Below are 17,811 nucleotides of genomic sequence, written 5' to 3'. Positions count from 1 at the left end.
TCCCACAGGGGATCTACGGTGTTCATTAATCCGTGCATAAAAAAACGCCCGACCTTTGCAGGCCGGGCGTTTTCTTGAGCCCTGAAATCAGGACTGACTGGTTGGCGTCGATGGAGCTGGCGCGGCAGTCGGGGTCACAGCAGGGGTCGGCGCTGCAGCGGAGTTCGCTGAAGTGGCCGAGGTTGCCGGTTTGGCGGCAGCCACTGCTGGTTTTGGTGCGGCGGCTTTTGGCGCTGCCGGTTTTTTCACCGCTGGCTTCTTCGCTGCGGCAGGTTTTGCCGCTGGCTTGGCTGCGGGTTTGGCAGCTGCGGGTTTGGCAGCCGGTTTAGCAGCAGGTTTGGCTGCTGCCTTCGCGGCGGCGACCGGTTTGGCTGCTGCTTTGGTAGCTGCCTTGGCGGCCGGTTTAGCGGCAGCGGTTTTGGCAGCGACTTTAGCTGCTGGCTTGGCAACCGCTTTAGCAGCGGCCTTCACCAGTGGCTTGGCAGCAGGTTTGGCCGCTGCGGTTTTCGCCGCAACAGGGGCAACCTTGGCGCCGGTGAGTTTTTCGATCTGCTTGGTCAGGGTATCGACCTTGCTGTGCAGTGCCTTCACCTCATTGCGGCTCGGAACACCCAGGCGCGAAATGGCGCTGTTCAGGCGCTTGTCAAAAGCCCCTTCCAACTCATCCCACTTGCCCAGTGCGCGATCTTTCACGCCGCTGATGCGCGACTTGGCCGACGAAGCGGAGTCCTTGGCGGCATCGACTTTTTTGCCGACTGCGCTTTTGGTGAGCTTCTCGGCTTTCTCGCCGTCTTTAACCAATGTATCGAAGAGTTTGCTGCCGTCAGTGTCGATCTTCGAATACACGCCTAAACCAGCCAGCCAGATTTTGCGGGAGTAGTCTTCGACTTTCCCGATCCACGAGCTGCCTTCTTTTTCAGTATTCTTTTTACCAGCCATCCCGTTCTCCTTAAGATTTACGCGCGACACGTTCGAGCAATGCCGTCAGCTCATCGAGCTTAGCAGAGAGTGTCTCAACGTCATGTTTAGACGGAATGCCGATACGATTCAAGGCACTTGCGACACGCGAGTCAAAAGCCTTCTCGACTTTGTCGAGTTGAACTTCGACCTTGCCTTTGAAAGTACTCACTTCACTCTTGGCTTCATCGATCTCGGCATTGGCCGCTTCGAGTTTCGCCTCGACTACTTTTTTGCCTTTCTTTTCAACAGTTTGACCAGCCTTGATCAACTCTTGAAAGTACTCGCTGCCCTCGTGGCCAACCTTGGTGTAGGCACCCAGGCCTGCCAGCCAGATCTTGCGGGCATACGTTCTGACGTCTTGCAGAGCGTTAGTCGATGCGTCGATTTTTTTCTTCAAAATAACTTTGGCCATGGTGCACCTCACGCGCAGAAGGTTTGAGGAACTGCCCGCGAAAGTGTCGGGCTCAGGCACAAAGTAGGGAGAAAAATTAGAAACGGCACCCTAACAACTGACATAAACAGAGGGTGCCTGATGGAAGAGATCGCAGCCTCGTTTCACTCGACAGCTGCTACAGAGGTCGGCGGCGTGCATCTGTAGGAGCTGTCGAGTGAAACGAGGCTGCGATCTTTCCGGAATCACACCAACGCTTTATCGAGGGCCTTTTCGATTTCCGATTTGATGGTGCCGCTCATGGCCGACATCAACAGGCCCAGCTCGACATCGACCTTGATCGAATCCTCGCCTACATGCACCGCGCCCTTCACCCCCGAACGCTTGAGGTTCAGGGTGTCGCCCGACCACGACGGCTCCAGGCCATATTGCTCGGACAGTTTCTGCGCCAACAGGTCGGCCTTCTCGCGAGCTGCTTCCTTGCCCAGGCCGTGGGCACGTTCAACACTAATTCGGGCCATCGAATGACTCCTGCTTTATGGATACTTTCCTGAAGCATCTTGACCGCTGCTGCGGCAAAACGTCCCGGTGGTCGCCTATCTTACCTTCAGCCTTGCCAAGACAAAGCAGGCCACCGGGATTAGAATGTCCCGCATTCTCTTCTGGTGACAGCGATATGACTGATCAGCGCAAAGGCAGCGATGCCGAACCCACCACTCACTTCGGTTTCAAAAACGTTCCGGAAAGCCAAAAAGCGGAAAAAGTCGCTGAGGTTTTCCACTCGGTAGCCGCCAAGTACGACTTGATGAACGACCTCCTGTCGGGCGGCATGCACCGTCTGTGGAAGCGTTTCGCGATCGAACTGTCGGGCGTTCGCACCGGCAACCGCGTGCTGGACATCGCCGGCGGCACCGGCGACCTGACCAAGAAATTTTCGCACCTCGTCGGTCCGACCGGCCAGGTGGTATTGGCCGACATCAACGAATCCATGCTCAAGGTCGGTCGTGACCGCCTGCTGGATCTGGGTGTGGCCGGCAACGTCGAATTCGTCCAGGCCGATGCGGAAAAGCTGCCGTTCCCGGACAACCATTTCGACTGCGTGACCATCGCTTTCGGCCTGCGCAACGTCACGCATAAAGAAGACGCCCTGCGTTCGATGCTGCGCGTACTCAAGCCGGGCGGCCGTTTGCTGGTGCTGGAATTCTCCAAGCCAACCAACGCGCTGATGTCCAAAGCCTACGACGCCTACTCGTTCGCCTTCATGCCGCTGATGGGCAAGCTGATCACCAACGACTCGGAAAGCTACCGCTACCTGGCCGAATCGATCCGCATGCACCCGAATCAGGAAACCCTGAAGTCGATGATGGTCGAGGCTGGTTTCGACCGCGTGACCTATCACAACATGACCGCAGGCATCGTCGCCCTGCACCGCGGCATCAAGCCCTGATGTTGCTGGCCGGCCTGCTCGCCAGCGTCGAGCTCGGTCTGAACCGGGTGCTGCGTCTCGACAGCACGGCGCTGCCACGGCTGGCGCATTTGAGCGGCAGAGTGATTGCCGTCGATTGCCGCAGCCCGGCGCTGCAGCTGTTCATCCTGCCCAGCGATGAAGGCCTGATGCTCGCCTCCCAGTGGGAAACCGGCGCCGACTGCACCTTGCGTGCACCGGCCTCGAGCCTGTTGAAACTGGCGCTGAGCAAGGACAAGACCTCGGTGCTGCATGGCCATGAAGTCGAACTCGACGGTGACAGCGGCGTATTGCTGGAACTGGCGGCCGTCCTGCAAGACCTTGAGCTGGACTGGGAGTACGAACTTTCTCGCTGGCTCGGCCCGGTCGCCACGCAACTGCTCGGCGGTCACCTGCGCAGCCGCGCTCGCTTTTACCAGCAAGGGTTCGCCAGCCTGAATCAGAACATGGGCGAATACCTGGCCGAAGAATCGCGCACCCTCGTCGGTCAGCGCGAAGCCGAAGCCCGTTTCAGTGAACTGGACCAGATCAAACTTGATCTTGAACGTCTCGAGGCGCGTTTCGAGCGCCTTTCCCGATCCCTCGACCCAAGCGATAACGCATGAAGCTGCTTGCCGTCCGCCGTTTGTTGCGCATCCAGCGCGTCGTGATCCGCTACCGCCTCGATGACCTGCTGTTCGCCCTGCCGCTGCCCTGGTTTCTGCTGGCGCTGCGCTACGCCTTGCCGTGGCGCTGGTTCCCGCGCAAGACCCTGGACCTGACCCGTGGCGCGCGATTGCGCCTGGCGCTGCAGGACCTGGGGCCGATTTTCATCAAGTTCGGGCAGATTCTGTCCACTCGCCGCGACCTGTTGCCGGAAGACATCGCCGATGAGCTGATGAAGCTGCAGGACCGGGTGCCGCCGTTCGACTCGCAAGTGTCGGTCAAGTTGATCGAAGAACAGCTCGGCAAAAAGATCAGCGAAGTCTTCAGCCGTTTCGACGTCGAACCGCTGGCCTCGGCCTCGGTGGCGCAAGTGCATGCGGCGCAGCTGAAAACCGGCGAAGAAGTGGTCGTCAAAGTAATCCGCCCGGGCCTGAAACCGATCATCAAGCAGGACCTGGCGTGGCTGTTCATCCTCGCCCGCGCCGCCGAAAAACTCTCGGCCGATGCGCGCCTGTTGCACCCGGTAGACGTGGTCCTGGACTACGAAAAAACCATCTACGACGAACTCGATCTGTTGCGCGAGGCGGCCAACGCCAGCCAGTTGAAGCGCAACTTCGAAGGCTCGGAGCTGCTGTACGTGCCGCAAGTCTATTGGGACTGGTGCCGCCCGAAAGTGTTGGTGATGGAGCGCATCTACGGGATTCAGGTCACCGACCTGGCGACCCTGGCCGACCAGCGCACCGACATGAAAATGCTCGCCGAACGCGGTGTGGAGATCTTCTTCACCCAGGTGTTCCGTGACAGCTTCTTCCACGCCGACATGCACCCGGGCAACATCTTCGTCAGCACCGTGACCCCGTGGAGCCCGCAGTACATTGCGATCGACTGCGGCATCGTCGGCAGCCTGACCCCGGAAGACCAGGATTACCTGGCGCGTAACCTGTTCGCCTTCTTCAAGCGTGATTACCGGCGTGTGGCGCAGTTGCACATCGATTCGGGCTGGGTGCCGGCGGAAACCAAACTCAATGAATTCGAAGCGGCGATCCGCACCGTTTGCGAACCGATCTTCGAAAAACCGTTAAAAGATATTTCCTTCGGTCAGGTGCTGATGCGCCTGTTCCAGACCGCTCGGCGCTTCAATATGGAAGTGCAGCCGCAACTCGTGCTGTTGCAAAAAACCCTGTTGAACATCGAAGGCCTGGGCCGTCAGCTGTACCCGGACCTGGATCTGTGGAACACCGCCCAGCCGTTCCTCGAACGCTGGATGCGCGAGCGCGTCAGCCCGAAAGCCTTGATCGGCAACGTGCAGAGCCAGTTCGAGCAACTGCCGCACCTGGCCAACATGGCCCGCGACCTGCTGGAACGCATGTCCCAGCCCCACGCCTACGATCCGCCGCCGCCGTGGCATCGGCGCAAGGACGACTGGTTCCTGCGGTTGCTCGGTTGCGCGCATCTGGGCGGTGGCGCGCTACTCGCAGCGGGCGGCCCGCTGAATGAACTGGGGCATTGGCCGGCCGGGGTCATGATGATTGTCGGTTTGTATCTGGTCGTTCGCCGATAGCCAGAGCCATCGCACGCTGGCACACTGTTTCAACGCCTGCCCGACTAATGAAGTGTCGGGCCCGCTGTCGGAGTCGAAGATGAAAAACTGGCTGGACGAGATCAAGTGGGATGCCGATGGCCTGGTGCCGGCGATTGCCCAGGATCACAAGACCGGGCGCGTCCTGATGATGGCCTGGATGAACCGTGAAGCGCTGGAACTGAGTGCTGCCGAGAACCGTGCCATTTACTGGTCACGTTCCCGTGGCAAGTTGTGGCGCAAAGGTGAAGAGTCGGGCCACGTGCAAAACCTGCATGAGATGCGCCTGGACTGTGACGCCGACGTGATCATCCTGATGGTCGAGCAGATCGGCGACATCGCTTGCCATACCGGCCGCCAGAGCTGCTTCTACCGTGTCTTCGAGAACGGCGACTGGAAAACCGTCGACCCGATCCTGAAAGACCCGCACGCCATCTATTCCGCAGGACACAGCCATGAGTGACACTCTGACCCGTCTGGCCGAAGTGCTGGAAGAGCGCAAAGGCGCGGCCGCCGACAGCTCGTATGTCGCCAGCCTGTACCACAAGGGCTTGAACAAGATTCTGGAAAAAGTCGGCGAAGAGTCGGTCGAAACCATCATTGCCGCCAAGGACGCCGCCATCAGCGGTGACTGCAGCGATGTGATCTACGAGACCGCCGATTTGTGGTTCCACAGCATGGTCATGCTCGCCCAACTGGGGCAGCATCCACAGGCTGTGCTCGATGAACTGGACCGTCGCTTCGGTCTGTCCGGACACGCCGAGAAAGCCTCGCGTCCGTCCGCCTGAATAACTAATTTGAGAGGAGCAGTAACATGGGCATTTTTGACTGGAAACACTGGATCGTCATCCTGGTTGTCGTGGTGCTGGTGTTCGGCACCAAGAAACTGAAGAACCTCGGCACTGACGTCGGCGAGTCGATCAAGGGCTTTCGCAAAGCCATGAACGATGAAGAAAAACCGGCCGATCCGACCGTGACCCCGGCCCAACCGGTGCCACCTGCTCAACCAACGACGACCTCGCCACTGAACCAGCCGCACACCATCGACGTGCAGGCGCAGAAAGTCGAAGAGCCGATCCGCAAAGACGTGTGAGCACAGACTAATGTTTGGTATCAGCTTCTCTGAACTGCTGCTCGTCGGCCTCGTGGCCCTGCTGGTGCTGGGCCCCGAGCGTCTGCCGGGTGCTGCGCGCACCGCCGGTCTGTGGATCGGGCGGCTGAAGCGCAGCTTCAACGCGATCAAACAGGAAGTTGAACGTGAAATCGGTGCCGACGAGATTCGTCGGCAACTGCACAACGAGCACATTCTGTCCCTGGAGCAAGAGGCGCGGAAGATTTTCACGCCTACCCAGCAGGAAGCCACGCCGGTGCAGCCGGTTGAGCCGATGGCCGAGCAGACGATTCATGCGCCGGGCACGGAACCAGTCGCCTCCATGGGCGGCGTCGAACCCGCACCTGTTGTCGCCGCGCCGACACCCGTAGAACCAGTTGCTCCTGCGGCGGCGCCCATCGCTCCCGCTCCTCATGACCCCACACTGCCGCCGCGAGCCCCATGAGCGATCTTCCTGAAAACGACCAGCACATGCCGCTGGTTTCGCACCTCACCGAGTTGCGTACCCGCCTGCTGCGCTGTGTAGCGGCGATTTTCATCATCTTCGCCGGGTTGTTCGCGTTCACCCAGCAAATCTACACTTTCGTCTCCACACCGCTGCGCCAGTACCTGCCGGTGGGCGCGACGATGATTGCCACCGACGTGTCGTCGCCGTTCCTGACGCCACTGAAGCTGACGATGATGGTGTCGCTGTTCCTGGCGATCCCGGTGATCCTGCATCAGATCTGGGGCTTCATCGCGCCGGGCCTGTACAAGCACGAGAAGCGCATCGCGGTGCCGTTGCTGGTCTCCAGCATTCTGCTGTTCTATACCGGCATGGCGTTCGCCTATTACCTGGTGTTCCCGCTGATCTTCAAATTCTTCGCCGCTGCCACCCCGGCCGGCGTGGAAATGATGACCGACATCAGCAGCTACCTCGATTTCGTCATGACCCTGTTCTTCGCCTTTGGCGTGGCGTTCGAAATCCCGGTGGCCGTGGTCCTGCTGGTGTGGATCGGCGTGGTCAACGTTGCTTACCTGAAGAAGATTCGTCCGTACGTGGTCATCGGCTGCTTCGTGGTCGGCATGATCCTGACCCCGCCGGACATTTTCTCGCAGACGTTGTTGGCCGTACCGATGTGGTTGCTGTTCGAAATCGGCATCCTGTTCGGCAGCCTGGTCAGCAAACGGGGCGAGCACCCGGACGACCAACCGGCTGACGATCATAACGACCAGCCGCCAGCGACCCAGCCGTGAACCTGCTGCTCCTCGAAGAGGCCGATTTCATTGCGGCCGACCGAGTGATCCTGCGTGATCGGCGGTTGACGCATATGCAGGAAGTCCATCGCTGCGTCGTCGGTGACAGCATGCGCGTCGGCCGGATCGGCGGGCTGATGGGCTCGGCCGAAGTGCTGCGCCTGGAGGCTTCAGAAGCTGAACTGCGCGTCACCCTCGACCAGCCACCGCCCGCCAAGCTGCCATTGACCCTGGTGTTGGCCCTGCCACGGCCGAAAATGCTCCGTAGGGTGTTTCAGACCGTGGCGGCCATGGGTGTGCCAAGGATCGTGCTGGTGAACAGCTACCGCGTCGAGAAGAGCTTCTGGCAAACCCCATTCCTTGAGCCCGAGGCGATTCGTGAGCAATTGATCCTCGGCCTGGAACAGGCCCGGGACAGCGTGCTGCCGGAGATTGTCATCGAGAAGCGCTTCAAGCCGTTCGTCGAAGACCGTCTGCCCGCCATCACCGAAGGCACCCTCGGCCTGGTCGGCCATCCCGGCAATTACCCGCCCTGCCCTCGCGGCCTGGACGAAGCGGTGACCCTGGCCATCGGCCCCGAGGGTGGCTGGATTCCTTACGAAATCGAATTGCTGGGCAAGTCCGGGCTGCAACCGGTGCAGCTTGGCGACCGAATCCTGCGAGTCGAAACCGCCGTCACCGCGCTGCTGGCGCGCCTTTTCTAACCCAAAACACCCTGTAGCAGCTGGCGAAGCCTGCGTTCGGCTGCGCAGCAGTCGTCAATCCGGCCTACACGGTTAACCTGAATAACCGCAGTGCCCAATTTGCGACTGCTTCGCAGCCGAACGCAGGCTTCGTCAGCTGCTACATAGAATGCGTATCCAGCCTCTACAGAATGTCTCCCGTCAGCCGATACAGTCCCCATAAAACCAAATTGTGTTCCAAGGGGAGTAGCAGCATGTACCGTTGGCTAGCCGAGAAACTGGGAAACGTAAGCGTCAATCGCAAACTGGGTGTCGGCTTCGGTCTCGTCCTGCTCCTGACCTTGTTGATCACCTTCACCGGTTGGACCGGCCTGACGGGTGTGATGAACCGCGGCGACAAACTCGGGTTCATTGCCAGCCTCAACGAGCTGACCAAGGACCTGCGCCTCGCCCGTCAGGACTACGAAATGCGCCGTGGTGAACAAGGCCCGGGTGCGGTCAACGACTTGGTGGGCCAACTCGATGCCGGCCTGCAAACCGCGCGCAAGCTGATCGAGCAACCCGCCGATGTGGCGATGATCGACCAGCAACTGGCCGCCGTCAGCCAGTACAAGCAAGCCTTCACGGCCATGACCCAGGCCGGCGCCAACCGCGAAGACGCCCGCAGCAAGCTCGGTGCAACCGCTGACAACGCCGTGGCCAAGGTCGCTGAAGTCGAAAAGGCGTTGCTGCAAGGCGACAGCGTCGCCCAGTTCAACAGCGTGATCGACCTGAGCAAACTCATCCAGCAAGCGCGCTTCCAGGTGCGCGGCTACACCTACAGCGCCAAGACCGAAGCCGAACAGCCTGCGCTGGACGCCATCGATAACGCCCTGAAAAACCTCGAGACCCTGCCGGGCAAACTGCCGGAGCAGTACGCCGCCAACCTGCAACAAGCCAGTGATTCGCTCAAGGCCTACCGCGCCGCCGTCAGCCAGTTCCGCGATTCTCAGGTGGCCAGTGCCGCCGCACTTAAGCGCATGAGCGAGCAAGGCGACACTCTGCTCAACGTCAGCAAAAAACTGACCGCCTCGCAAACCACCGTGCGTGATACCGACGCTGCCCATGCCAAGAACCAACTCCTGATGGCCTCTATCCTGGCGCTGGCGTTTGGCTTGCTCGCAGCCTGGGCCATCACCCGCCAGATCGTCATTCCGCTGAGCCAGACACTCAAAGTCGCCGAGCGCGTCGCTGCCGGTGATCTGACCCACAACCTCATCTCCGAACGCCAGGACGAACTGGGCCAGCTCCAGCGCGCCATGCAGAGCATGACCCTGGGCCTGCGCGAGTTGATCGGCGGCATCAGCGACGGCGTCACGCAGATCGCCAGTGCCGCTGAAGAACTGTCCGCCGTTACCGAGCAAACCAGCGCCGGGGTTAACAGCCAGAAGGTGGAAACCGATCAGGTCGCCACTGCCATGCACGAAATGACCGCCACCGTGCAGGAAGTCGCGCGTAACGCCGAGGAAGCCTCCGAAGCCGCCGTCGCTGCTGATCAGCAGGCCCGCGAAGGTGACAAAGTGGTCGGCGAAGCCATCGCGCAGATTGAGCGCCTGGCCATCGAAGTGGGCAACTCCACGGTCGCCATGAGCGACCTGAAACGCGAAAGCGACAAGATCGGCAGCGTGCTCGACGTGATCAAGTCCGTGGCGCAACAAACCAACCTGCTGGCGCTCAACGCCGCCATCGAAGCCGCCCGTGCCGGTGAGGCCGGGCGCGGTTTTGCGGTGGTCGCCGACGAAGTCCGCAGCCTGGCCCAGCGCACCCAGAAGTCCACCGAGGAAATCGAAGAGCTGATCGTCGGCCTGCAAACTGGCACCCAACAAGTGGCAACGATCATGGACAACAGCCGCAGCCTGACCGACAGCAGCGTCGAACTGACCCGCCGGGCCGGTGGCTCGCTGGCAAGCATTACCCGCACGGTGTCGGCGATCCAGTCGATGAATCAGCAGATCGCCGCTGCCGCCGAGCAACAGAGCGCCGTGGCCGAAGAGATCAACCGTAGCGTGCTAAACGTGCGTGATGTGTCCGAGCAGACCTCGGCGGCGAGTGAAGAGACGGCGGCGTCCAGCGTTGAACTGGCGCGATTGGGCACGCATCTGCAGATGTTGGTGGGGCGATTCAAGGTTTAAGGACACGGACTGATCGTTTCCACGCTCCGCGTGGGAATGCCGCCCGGGACGCTCAGCGTCCCTTCTCAAGCGTGACGCAGAGCGTAAAAGGATGCATTCCCACGCAGAGCGTGGGAACGATCAGTTAGAGGACTTGGCGCAAGAAGGCCTGCGCTCGCGGATCCTTCGGCGCATCAAAGAACTCCGCCGGCGAGGCGTCTTCCAGCAACTTGCCGTGATCGAAGAACAGCACCCGATCCGCCACTTCCCGGGCAAAGCCCATTTCGTGGGTGACGCAGACCATGGTCATGCCCTCCACGGCCAGGGTTTTCATCACGTCCAGCACTTCGCCGACCATTTCCGGGTCGAGCGCCGAGGTCGGCTCATCAAACAGCATGACCTTCGGCTCCATCGCCAGCGCCCGGGCAATCGCCACACGCTGTTGCTGGCCGCCGGACAGGCGCGAGGGAAACTCGTTGGCCTTCTGCGCAATGCCAACCTTCTCCAGCAACGCCAGAGCCTTGGCCTCACGCTCCTTCTTGCCACGCTTGCGCACGACCTTCTGGGCCAGGCAGAGGTTTTCCAGCACGGTCATGTGCGGGAACAGATTGAAATGCTGGAACACCATGCCGACTTCGCGGCGGTAGGCATTCACGTCGGTTTTCGGGTCGGCCAGTTGCAGGCCGTCGATGCTCACTGAGCCCGAGTCGAATTCTTCCAGGCCATTGAGGCAACGCAAGAAGGTTGATTTGCCGGAGCCGGACGGGCCGATCACCACCAGCACTTCGCCCTTGGCCACCTTCGTGGAGACGTTATCCACCGCGCGCACCACTTGGCCGCGGGTGTCGAAGACTTTTACCAGATCGCGGACTTCAATCACTTTGCGCGAGCCTCCGCTCTAGCCGGCTGGCGATTTTCGACAGCGGCAGGTTGATCAACAGGTACAACCCGGCCACGCAGAACAGGATTTCGAACGGCGAGAACGAGGTGGTGATGACTTCGCGACCGCTTTTCAGCAGTTCGGTAATCGCAATCACCGACACCAGCGAGGTGTCTTTCACCAGGCTGATGAACTGCCCGGCCAGCGGTGGCAGTACGCGTTTCAGCGCTTGCGGCAGCACCACGTGACGCATCGATTGGCCGGCACTCAAACCCAGCGAACGCGCCGCTTCGTTCTGGCCACGGGCGATCGACTGCACACCGGAACGGATGATCTCGGCCACGTAGGCGCCAGTGAACAGCGACAGCGCGGCGATCCCGGCGAATTCCCGGGACAGGTTCATCACGGTGCCGATGAAGAAGTAGAAAATGAAGATCTGCACCAGCAACGGCGTACCGCGTACCAGTTCGACGTAAATGGTCGAAAGATCGCGCAGGGTCGGGTTGTTTGACAGGCGGCACAGGCCGGTAGCCAGGCCGATCAACAGACCGAGCACGCCAGATACCACGGACAGCCACAACGTGGTCCACAGGCCCCAGAGCAACGGTCCGGCGGCCCAATGCCGGGTGACACCGATCACGTCGCCTTCAGCCACATCATCGCCCTGGGCGACTTGCAGGCTGTTGTCGTCGACGGTCAGGCGCTGCTCTGTGCCTGCGTCATTGCGCAGCGTGACTTCAGCCTTGTCGCCCTTGCGCACCAGTTCGCTGACCGTGGAAATATCGGCGGCGCGCTGGGACTCTTCGGCGTGGTAGGCGAAGTACTGGGGCACGCGGTTCCAGCGCCATTCGTAGGACATCAGCGAGGTGGCGTAATACAACGCGCCGGCCAGGCCGATCAGCACCAGCACGGTTAACACGTGCCAGGGCAGTTGGGATTTTTTATGTTTCATTTGCGGGGCTCTTAGCGCTCGTTCCCACGCTCTGCGTGGGAATGCATCCTGTGACGCTCTGCGTCACGTCAGCGAAGGGACGCGGAGCGTCCCGGGCGGCATTCCCACGCAGAGCGTGGGAACGATCAGCGGAAGGGGTTACTCCATGTCCTTCAGCCAAGCGGTGTCTTTAAACCACTTGTCATGAATGCGATCGTAGGTGCCGTCTTCGTGGATCTGGTGCAGGAAGTTGTTGATGAAGTTGAGGCTGTCGTAGTCGCCCTTCTTCAGGCCGAAGGCCAGCGGCTCGTAGGTGAACGGCTTGTCGAGGAACACCAGTTTGCCGGCGCCGACCTTGTTCACCGCGACGACGTTGTAGGGCGCATCGTAGATAAAAGCGTCGGCCTTGCCGTTGACCACGTCGAGCACGGCTTCCTGCTCGTTGTCGTAACCGTGGTACGTGGCTTTGGAGATCAGCTTTTTGGCAACCATCTCGCCGGTGGTGCCGAGCTTGGAAGTGATGCGGTAGTTTTCGGTGTTCAGGTCTTTATAGGACTTGATGGTGCCTTCCAGGTCCTTGCGGATCAGCAAGGTCTGGCCGACCACGATGAACGGTTCGCTGAAGTTCAGGCGCAGGTTACGTTCCTGGGTCAAGGTCATGCCGCTGCCGATCATGTCGAACTTGTCGGTCATCAGGGCCGGAATGATCCCGTCATAACCAGTGGAAACCAGTTCCAGCTTGACGCCCATGGCTTTGGACATGGCTTTGAGGATGTCGACTTCGAAGCCGATGATCTCGCCGCGCTTGTTGGTCATTTCGAAGGGCATGTAGGTCGGGTCCATGCCGACTTTCAGCGTGCCGCGCTTGACCGCGTCATCGATGGCACCGGCCTGCGCCGCGTTGACTGCAACCAATGCCGTGACGCCGACCAGCAGCATCGAGAGATACTTCTTCATCATCAAGTCCCCAAAACCATTGCGTTGTGAGGCGCGCAATCGGCGGTTTTCTTTAGAAAACCGGCAGATACGAACAGAAAGCTGTCCGGGCACACCAATTCGGGGACGGATCCTATCGCACTTGTTTGTTTGCACAAGGGTTTACAGAGGAATTGTTGCTCGACCGATCGTTCCCACGCTCTGCGTGGGAATGCCTCAACGGACGCTCCGCGTTCGGCTTTGGATGGGACGCGGAGCGTCCCGGGCTGCATTCCCACGCGGCGCGTGGGAACGATCAACCACAAACAAAAAACCCCGCTTTCGCGGGGTTTTTCGTTATGCCAACTGAGGCTGTGCGCTCAACGGTTTGAGCGGCAACAGCGGCGCATGCGGATCGGCTTTCACCGATTTGCGCCAGGCGTCCAGCCACTCGGCGTGACCTTCGCTCCAGACCTGCTCATGCAGGCGACCCAATGCCACCGGATCGCTCAGCAGTTGCAGGCGCTCATGGTTGGTGAGCCCGGCAGGACCGGCCTTCAACGCATGACGAACCCGTTCGATACGCAACCATTCGATCGGCTCGGCCTGACCGTGACGGGATGTCGCCAGCGCGCACGCCAACGCATTCTGCTGTGGATCGACCACGGCCCGGATGAAGCCGTCATTCAGCGCGTGATAACGGTTTTCATGGGTGTACTGGTCGGTCGCCAGCAAGGCCTGTGGCGGATTGTATTCCTCAGGGATCAGGAACAGGCTCTCGTCACGGGACTTGAGGCCCAGGCCGACACGGCTGGAGATCACCGACACCGGAATCGACAGCATCAACGAACCGACGATCGGCACCAGCCACCAGAGAAAGCTCGGATTCAGCCAGATCACCAGCAGGGCCCAGAAGAAGCCCAGCAAGGTTTGCGGACCGTGGCGCTTGACCGCTTCGCTCCATGGCGTGGAGTCGTCGTCACGTTGCGGCGAATTCCAGGTCGCGGCCCAGCCGAGGAACGCGGCGAGTACGAAGCGGGTGTGGAAAATCATCCGCACCGGCGCCAGCAGCATGGAGAACAACATCTCCAGCAGCATCGAGGCGGTCACCTTGAACTTGCCACCGAACTCTTTCGCGCCCTTGGCCCAGATCAGGATGATGCTCAGCAACTTCGGCAGGAACAACAGCACGACGGTGGTCGAGAACAGCGCGACAGCCTTGTCCGGGTGCCATTGAGGCCACAACGGATACAGCTGGCGCGGCGCCATGAAGTACTGCGGTTCCATCAGGGTGTTCACCGCCAACAGCGCGGTGGACAACACCAGGAAGAAGAACCACAACGGCGCCGACAGGTAAGACATCACGCCGGTCAGGAACACCGCGCGGTGAACCGGGTGCATGCCCTTGACCAGGAACAGGCGGAAGTTCATCAGGTTACCGTGGCACCAGCGACGGTCACGCTTGAGTTCGTCCAGCAGGTTAGGCGGCAGTTCTTCGTAGCTGCCCGGCAAGTCGTAGGCAATCCACACGCCCCAACCGGCACGGCGCATCAGCGCAGCTTCGACGAAGTCGTGGGACAGAATCGCACCGGCAAACGCGCCTTTACCCGGCAACGGCGCGAGGGCGCAGTGCTCGATAAACGGCTTCATGCGGATGATCGCGTTGTGGCCCCAGTAGTGGGATTCGCCCAACTGCCAGAAGTGCAGACCGGCGGTGAACAGCGGACCGTACACACGGGTCGCAAATTGCTGCATCCGCGCATAAAGGGTGTCCATGCCCGACGCACGCGGCGCGGTCTGGATGATCCCGGCGTCCGGCGTGGCTTCCATCAAGCGCACCAGACTGGTCAGGCATTCGCCGCTCATCACGGAGTCCGCGTCGAGCACGACCATGTACTTGTAGTCACCGCCCCAACGACGGCAGAAGTCGTCGAGGTTGCCGCTTTTACGTTTGACGCGGCGACGGCGACGGCGATAGAAGATCTTGCCGAAGCCCTTGGCTTCACGGCAGACGTCCAGCCAGGCCTGTTGCTCGGCGACGCAGATATCGGTTTCGTTACTGTCGCTGAGGACGAAGAAGTCGAAACGATCCAGGTCACCCGTGGCCGCAACCGACTCAAAGGTCGCCCGCAAACCGGCAAACACCCGCGGCACGTCTTCGTTGCAGATCGGCATCACCAGTGCGGTGCGTGCGTCCTTGGCGATCGGCTCATTGCCGGCGCTTTTGCCGGAAATGCGGTACTTGTCGTGACCGGTGAGCAACTCGAGGAAGCCCATCAGCGCGGTCCAGAAACCGGCCGACACCCAGCAGAACAGAATCCCGAACAGAATCAGGATGCTGGTTTGCAGGGCGTAAGGCAGGACCTGCATCGCGGTTTGCATCAAGGACTGGTTGATGATTTCGTCCATGTCGACGAAGGACCAACCCTGGTACGGCATGATGCCTTTCATGTACCAGCCGGCAACGATGGTCTGGCCGAGCATCAGCACCAGCAGAATGTAGCGACGGATCGAACCGACGGTGCGCCAGCGAGCCGCCGGCAACACGCGTTCATCCTTCGGCGGGGCCGGCGGATTGGTGCGACCGGTCATCCGCCGCCAGCCGCGCACCAGGATGTTAGTGCGCCATGGCTCCGGCACGACCTTGGTCCGACGGATCGGCGGAGTCGCCTTGAGTACGACACGACCACTGGCGTCAACCGCCAGCATCTCCGCTTCTTCCAGCTCTTCAGCACTGTTCAGGAGCAAGCGCTTGCCGACCGAGGCCTGAGCGGCCTCGGTCGGCGCGTCGAACGTCGAAGACGAAAGACGCTGGTGCAGCTCACTGAAGGACTGGCAACCCGCGAGTTCCGCGCGCTGCTCGTCGGTCATCGGTAAATGCGCCAGATACTCGGAGAGAGTCTCTGGCTTAAGTTGAGAATTACTCATCGGCAGGCAACTGGTAGCTCCAGGTCTCGGTCAGGACTTCTTCAGTCTCTGTCGATTCCGGTGTGGCTGGGGCCGCGTCCGCAGCCGCTGGCTGCTTGGCGTCTTTGTTGTCCTTGTTCTTGGCATCGGCAACCGGCTTGGCATCGGCCTGCTTGGCGTCTGCTTGCTTGGCGTCCTTGGTTTCCTTGTCCACTTTCTCTTGCTGCTTGGCGGCGACCTTGTCGGCCTTGGCAACAGAAGAACTGGAGGAAGGTACCAACGACTTGGCCAGATCCTCAGGCTGGATCTTCTCGACCAGCGCCGCACGCATCTCGGTGGCCTTGCTCGGATCCTTGATTTTCATGCGCAGCATCAGGCGCCAGCCCTTGGTTTCAGGGTTGTAGCGCACGGTGTTTTCGACCAGTTCGGCATTGTCGCCAATGCTGACCTGGCTGCGCACATCGGCGGTTTCCGGCAATGCAGCCAGGGACGGGCCTTCGAAGTCCACCAGATAAGCAACGCTGCCATCCGGCTGACGGATCAGGTTGGACTGTTTAACGTCGCCCGTGGAACGCAGGGTCTGTTTTACCCAGGCGCTATCCGGTGCGTGAATCGCGGCTTCGTCGATGGTCCAGTGCATGCGATAGGCGACGTCGAGCGGCTGGCCTGGTTCAGGCAGTTTGTCCGGGCTCCAGAAAGCAACGATGTTGTCGTTGGTTTCGTCGGCGGTCGGAATTTCCACCAGGTCTACAGAACCCTTGCCCCAATCGCCTTTTGGCTCGATCCAGGCACTTGGGCGTTTGTCGTAGCGGTCGTCGAGGTCTTCGTAGTGGCTGAAGTCACGACCACGTTGCAGCAAGCCGAAGCCACGCGGGTTTTCGATGGCGAAGTTGCTCACCGCCAGGTGTTTTGGATTGTTCAGTGGGCGCCAGATCCACTCGCCGTTACCGGCATGGATCGACAGACCGCTGGAGTCATGCAGTTCGCGGCGATAGTTCAGCACTTTCGACGGCTGGTTGGCGCCGAACAGGAACATGCTGGTCAGCGGCGCAACGCCAAGCTTGGTGACTTTGTCACGCAGGAACATCTTGGCCTTGACGTCGACCACGGTGTCGCTGCCTGGACGCAGGGTCAGGCGATAGGCACCGGTCGCACGTGGCGAATCCAGCAGGGCGAAGATCACCAGGTGTTTGTCACCCGGTTTTGGCTGTTGAATCCAGAACTCGGTGAAACGCGGGAATTCTTCGCCGGACGGCAATGCGGTATCGATGGCCATGCCGCGAGCGGACAAACCATAGGTGTGACCCTTGCCGACAACGCGGAAGTAACTCGCGCCGAGCATGGTCATGATTTCGTCTTGCTTGTCGGCCTTGTTGATCGGGTACAGCACACGGAAACCGGCATAACCCAGTTGTTCGGTGGCTTTAGGATCGAACGATACGTCGCCGAAATCGAAACGACTTGGGTCGTATTTGATCTCTTCGACGGTGTTGGCCGTGATTTCGTTGATTTTCACCGGGGTGTCGAAGTGCATGCCCTGGTGATAGAACGACAGCTTGAACGGGGTTTTCTGATCGGCCCACTCGGCTTTTTCAGTGCGGAAACGAATTTTTTGATAGTCCGCGAATTTCATCTCGCGGAATTCGTTCGGCAGGTTACTGCGCGGGGCTTCGTATTTCTGCCCGGCCAGCTCTTTAGCCTTGACCGACACATCATCCAGGTTGAATGCCCAAAGCTGGCCGGCGCTGAGCAGGCACAGCAGTGCAGAGCCCGCTACCAGAGCGCTTCGGAACCGTTGGGCAGACAATTTTGGTGCATTACAGGGACTAACAATCACGAGCAACCCTCGCCGAAAACAGATCAAAAAACCAACGGCCAGCTATCTATATGCCAGGTTGGCGAGCATTGTTCCGACTCCTGTGGGGCTAAATGATTCCCCAACAGGTTCCGGGCAAGTC

Annotated in this window: 18 protein-coding genes and 1 pseudogene; 11 read left to right on the top strand and 8 right to left on the bottom strand. The window is 60.3% G+C overall.

Annotation, left to right across the window (positions count from 1 at the left end):
• Positions 1-87 precede the first annotated feature (87 nt).
• From ACA071_RS02070 to ACA071_RS02060, 3 genes are all read right to left on the bottom strand, one after another.
• The gene (locus ACA071_RS02070; RefSeq protein WP_497642921.1) at positions 88-939 is read right to left on the bottom strand and encodes a phasin family protein; all 852 of its coding nucleotides are present in this window, start codon (positions 937-939) and stop codon (positions 88-90) included.
• Positions 940-949: 10 nt separating this feature from the next.
• Positions 950-1,372: a phasin family protein gene (locus ACA071_RS02065; protein WP_497642920.1), complete on the bottom strand. Its 423-nt coding sequence runs from the start codon at positions 1,370-1,372 to the stop codon at positions 950-952.
• A 224-nt stretch (positions 1,373-1,596) separates the two neighbouring features.
• Entirely contained in the window at positions 1,597-1,872 is a 276-nt protein-coding gene (locus ACA071_RS02060) for a polyhydroxyalkanoic acid system family protein (protein WP_169372004.1), read from the bottom strand.
• A gap of 155 nt (positions 1,873-2,027) precedes the next feature.
• On the opposite strand from ACA071_RS02060, the gene ubiE reads away from it, so the two are divergent.
• From ubiE to ACA071_RS02005, 11 genes and pseudogenes are all read left to right on the top strand, one after another.
• Positions 2,028-2,798: a bifunctional demethylmenaquinone methyltransferase/2-methoxy-6-polyprenyl-1,4-benzoquinol methylase UbiE gene (ubiE, locus tag ACA071_RS02055; RefSeq protein WP_007948968.1), complete on the top strand. Its 771-nt coding sequence runs from the start codon at positions 2,028-2,030 to the stop codon at positions 2,796-2,798.
• The gene (locus ACA071_RS02050) at positions 2,798-3,421 is read left to right on the top strand and encodes a ubiquinone biosynthesis accessory factor UbiJ (protein WP_497642919.1); all 624 of its coding nucleotides are present in this window, start codon (positions 2,798-2,800) and stop codon (positions 3,419-3,421) included. The genes ubiE and ACA071_RS02050 overlap by 1 nt, the downstream gene beginning before the upstream one ends.
• Positions 3,418-5,022 carry a ubiquinone biosynthesis regulatory protein kinase UbiB gene (ubiB, locus tag ACA071_RS02045; protein WP_497642918.1) on the top strand — a complete coding sequence of 535 codons (1,605 nt, stop codon included), beginning with the start codon at positions 3,418-3,420 and terminating at the stop codon, positions 5,020-5,022. The genes ACA071_RS02050 and ubiB overlap by 4 nt, the downstream gene beginning before the upstream one ends.
• A gap of 79 nt (positions 5,023-5,101) precedes the next feature.
• Complete coding sequence (gene hisI, locus ACA071_RS02040; protein ID WP_497642917.1) at positions 5,102-5,503, top strand: phosphoribosyl-AMP cyclohydrolase; 402 nt, start codon at positions 5,102-5,104, stop codon at positions 5,501-5,503.
• Complete coding sequence (locus ACA071_RS02035; RefSeq protein ID WP_008047820.1) at positions 5,496-5,828, top strand: phosphoribosyl-ATP diphosphatase; 333 nt, start codon at positions 5,496-5,498, stop codon at positions 5,826-5,828. The genes hisI and ACA071_RS02035 overlap by 8 nt, the downstream gene beginning before the upstream one ends.
• A gap of 26 nt (positions 5,829-5,854) precedes the next feature.
• Positions 5,855-6,133, top strand: a complete 279-nt coding sequence (locus tag ACA071_RS02030) for a twin-arginine translocase TatA/TatE family subunit (protein ID WP_149659152.1) — start codon at positions 5,855-5,857, stop codon at positions 6,131-6,133.
• Positions 6,134-6,143: 10 nt separating this feature from the next.
• Complete coding sequence (gene tatB, locus ACA071_RS02025) at positions 6,144-6,596, top strand: Sec-independent protein translocase protein TatB (protein ID WP_497642916.1); 453 nt, start codon at positions 6,144-6,146, stop codon at positions 6,594-6,596.
• The gene (gene tatC / locus ACA071_RS02020; protein WP_169372009.1) at positions 6,593-7,387 is read left to right on the top strand and encodes a twin-arginine translocase subunit TatC; all 795 of its coding nucleotides are present in this window, start codon (positions 6,593-6,595) and stop codon (positions 7,385-7,387) included. Before tatB ends, tatC begins: the two co-directional genes overlap by 4 nt.
• Positions 7,384-8,091: a 16S rRNA (uracil(1498)-N(3))-methyltransferase gene (locus ACA071_RS02015; RefSeq protein ID WP_497642915.1), complete on the top strand. Its 708-nt coding sequence runs from the start codon at positions 7,384-7,386 to the stop codon at positions 8,089-8,091. The genes tatC and ACA071_RS02015 overlap by 4 nt, the downstream gene beginning before the upstream one ends.
• A gap of 170 nt (positions 8,092-8,261) precedes the next feature.
• Positions 8,262-9,383, top strand: a pseudogene (locus ACA071_RS02010) (methyl-accepting chemotaxis protein); the annotation flags it as partial.
• A complete protein-coding gene (locus ACA071_RS02005; RefSeq protein ID WP_427631607.1) occupies positions 9,369-10,241 on the top strand; it encodes a methyl-accepting chemotaxis protein in 873 nt (290 codons plus the stop codon). The pseudogene ACA071_RS02010 and the gene ACA071_RS02005, both read left to right, overlap by 15 nt.
• Positions 10,242-10,365: 124 nt before the next feature.
• Here the strand turns inward: ACA071_RS02005 and ACA071_RS02000 are convergent, their stop codons facing one another.
• From ACA071_RS02000 to ACA071_RS01980, 5 genes are all read right to left on the bottom strand, one after another.
• Positions 10,366-11,100 (bottom strand): amino acid ABC transporter ATP-binding protein, encoded by a 735-nt coding sequence (locus ACA071_RS02000; protein ID WP_497642914.1) that lies wholly within the window; start codon positions 11,098-11,100, stop codon positions 10,366-10,368.
• The gene (locus tag ACA071_RS01995; protein WP_497642913.1) at positions 11,093-12,052 is read right to left on the bottom strand and encodes an amino acid ABC transporter permease; all 960 of its coding nucleotides are present in this window, start codon (positions 12,050-12,052) and stop codon (positions 11,093-11,095) included. Before ACA071_RS01995 ends, ACA071_RS02000 begins: the two co-directional genes overlap by 8 nt.
• A gap of 138 nt (positions 12,053-12,190) precedes the next feature.
• A complete protein-coding gene (locus tag ACA071_RS01990) occupies positions 12,191-12,988 on the bottom strand; it encodes a transporter substrate-binding domain-containing protein (protein ID WP_123511383.1) in 798 nt (265 codons plus the stop codon).
• A 315-nt stretch (positions 12,989-13,303) separates the two neighbouring features.
• Positions 13,304-15,874: a glucans biosynthesis glucosyltransferase MdoH gene (gene mdoH / locus ACA071_RS01985; protein ID WP_497642912.1), complete on the bottom strand. Its 2,571-nt coding sequence runs from the start codon at positions 15,872-15,874 to the stop codon at positions 13,304-13,306.
• Complete coding sequence (locus ACA071_RS01980) at positions 15,867-17,690, bottom strand: glucan biosynthesis protein G (protein ID WP_497642911.1); 1,824 nt, start codon at positions 17,688-17,690, stop codon at positions 15,867-15,869. The genes mdoH and ACA071_RS01980 overlap by 8 nt, the downstream gene beginning before the upstream one ends.
• Positions 17,691-17,811: the final 121 nt, after the last annotated feature.

The sequence above is a fragment of the Pseudomonas sp. LBUM1646 genome, assembly GCF_059716165.1.
Note: the sequence above shows the minus strand (reverse complement) of the source record. Positions and strands in the feature narration are given on the sequence as shown.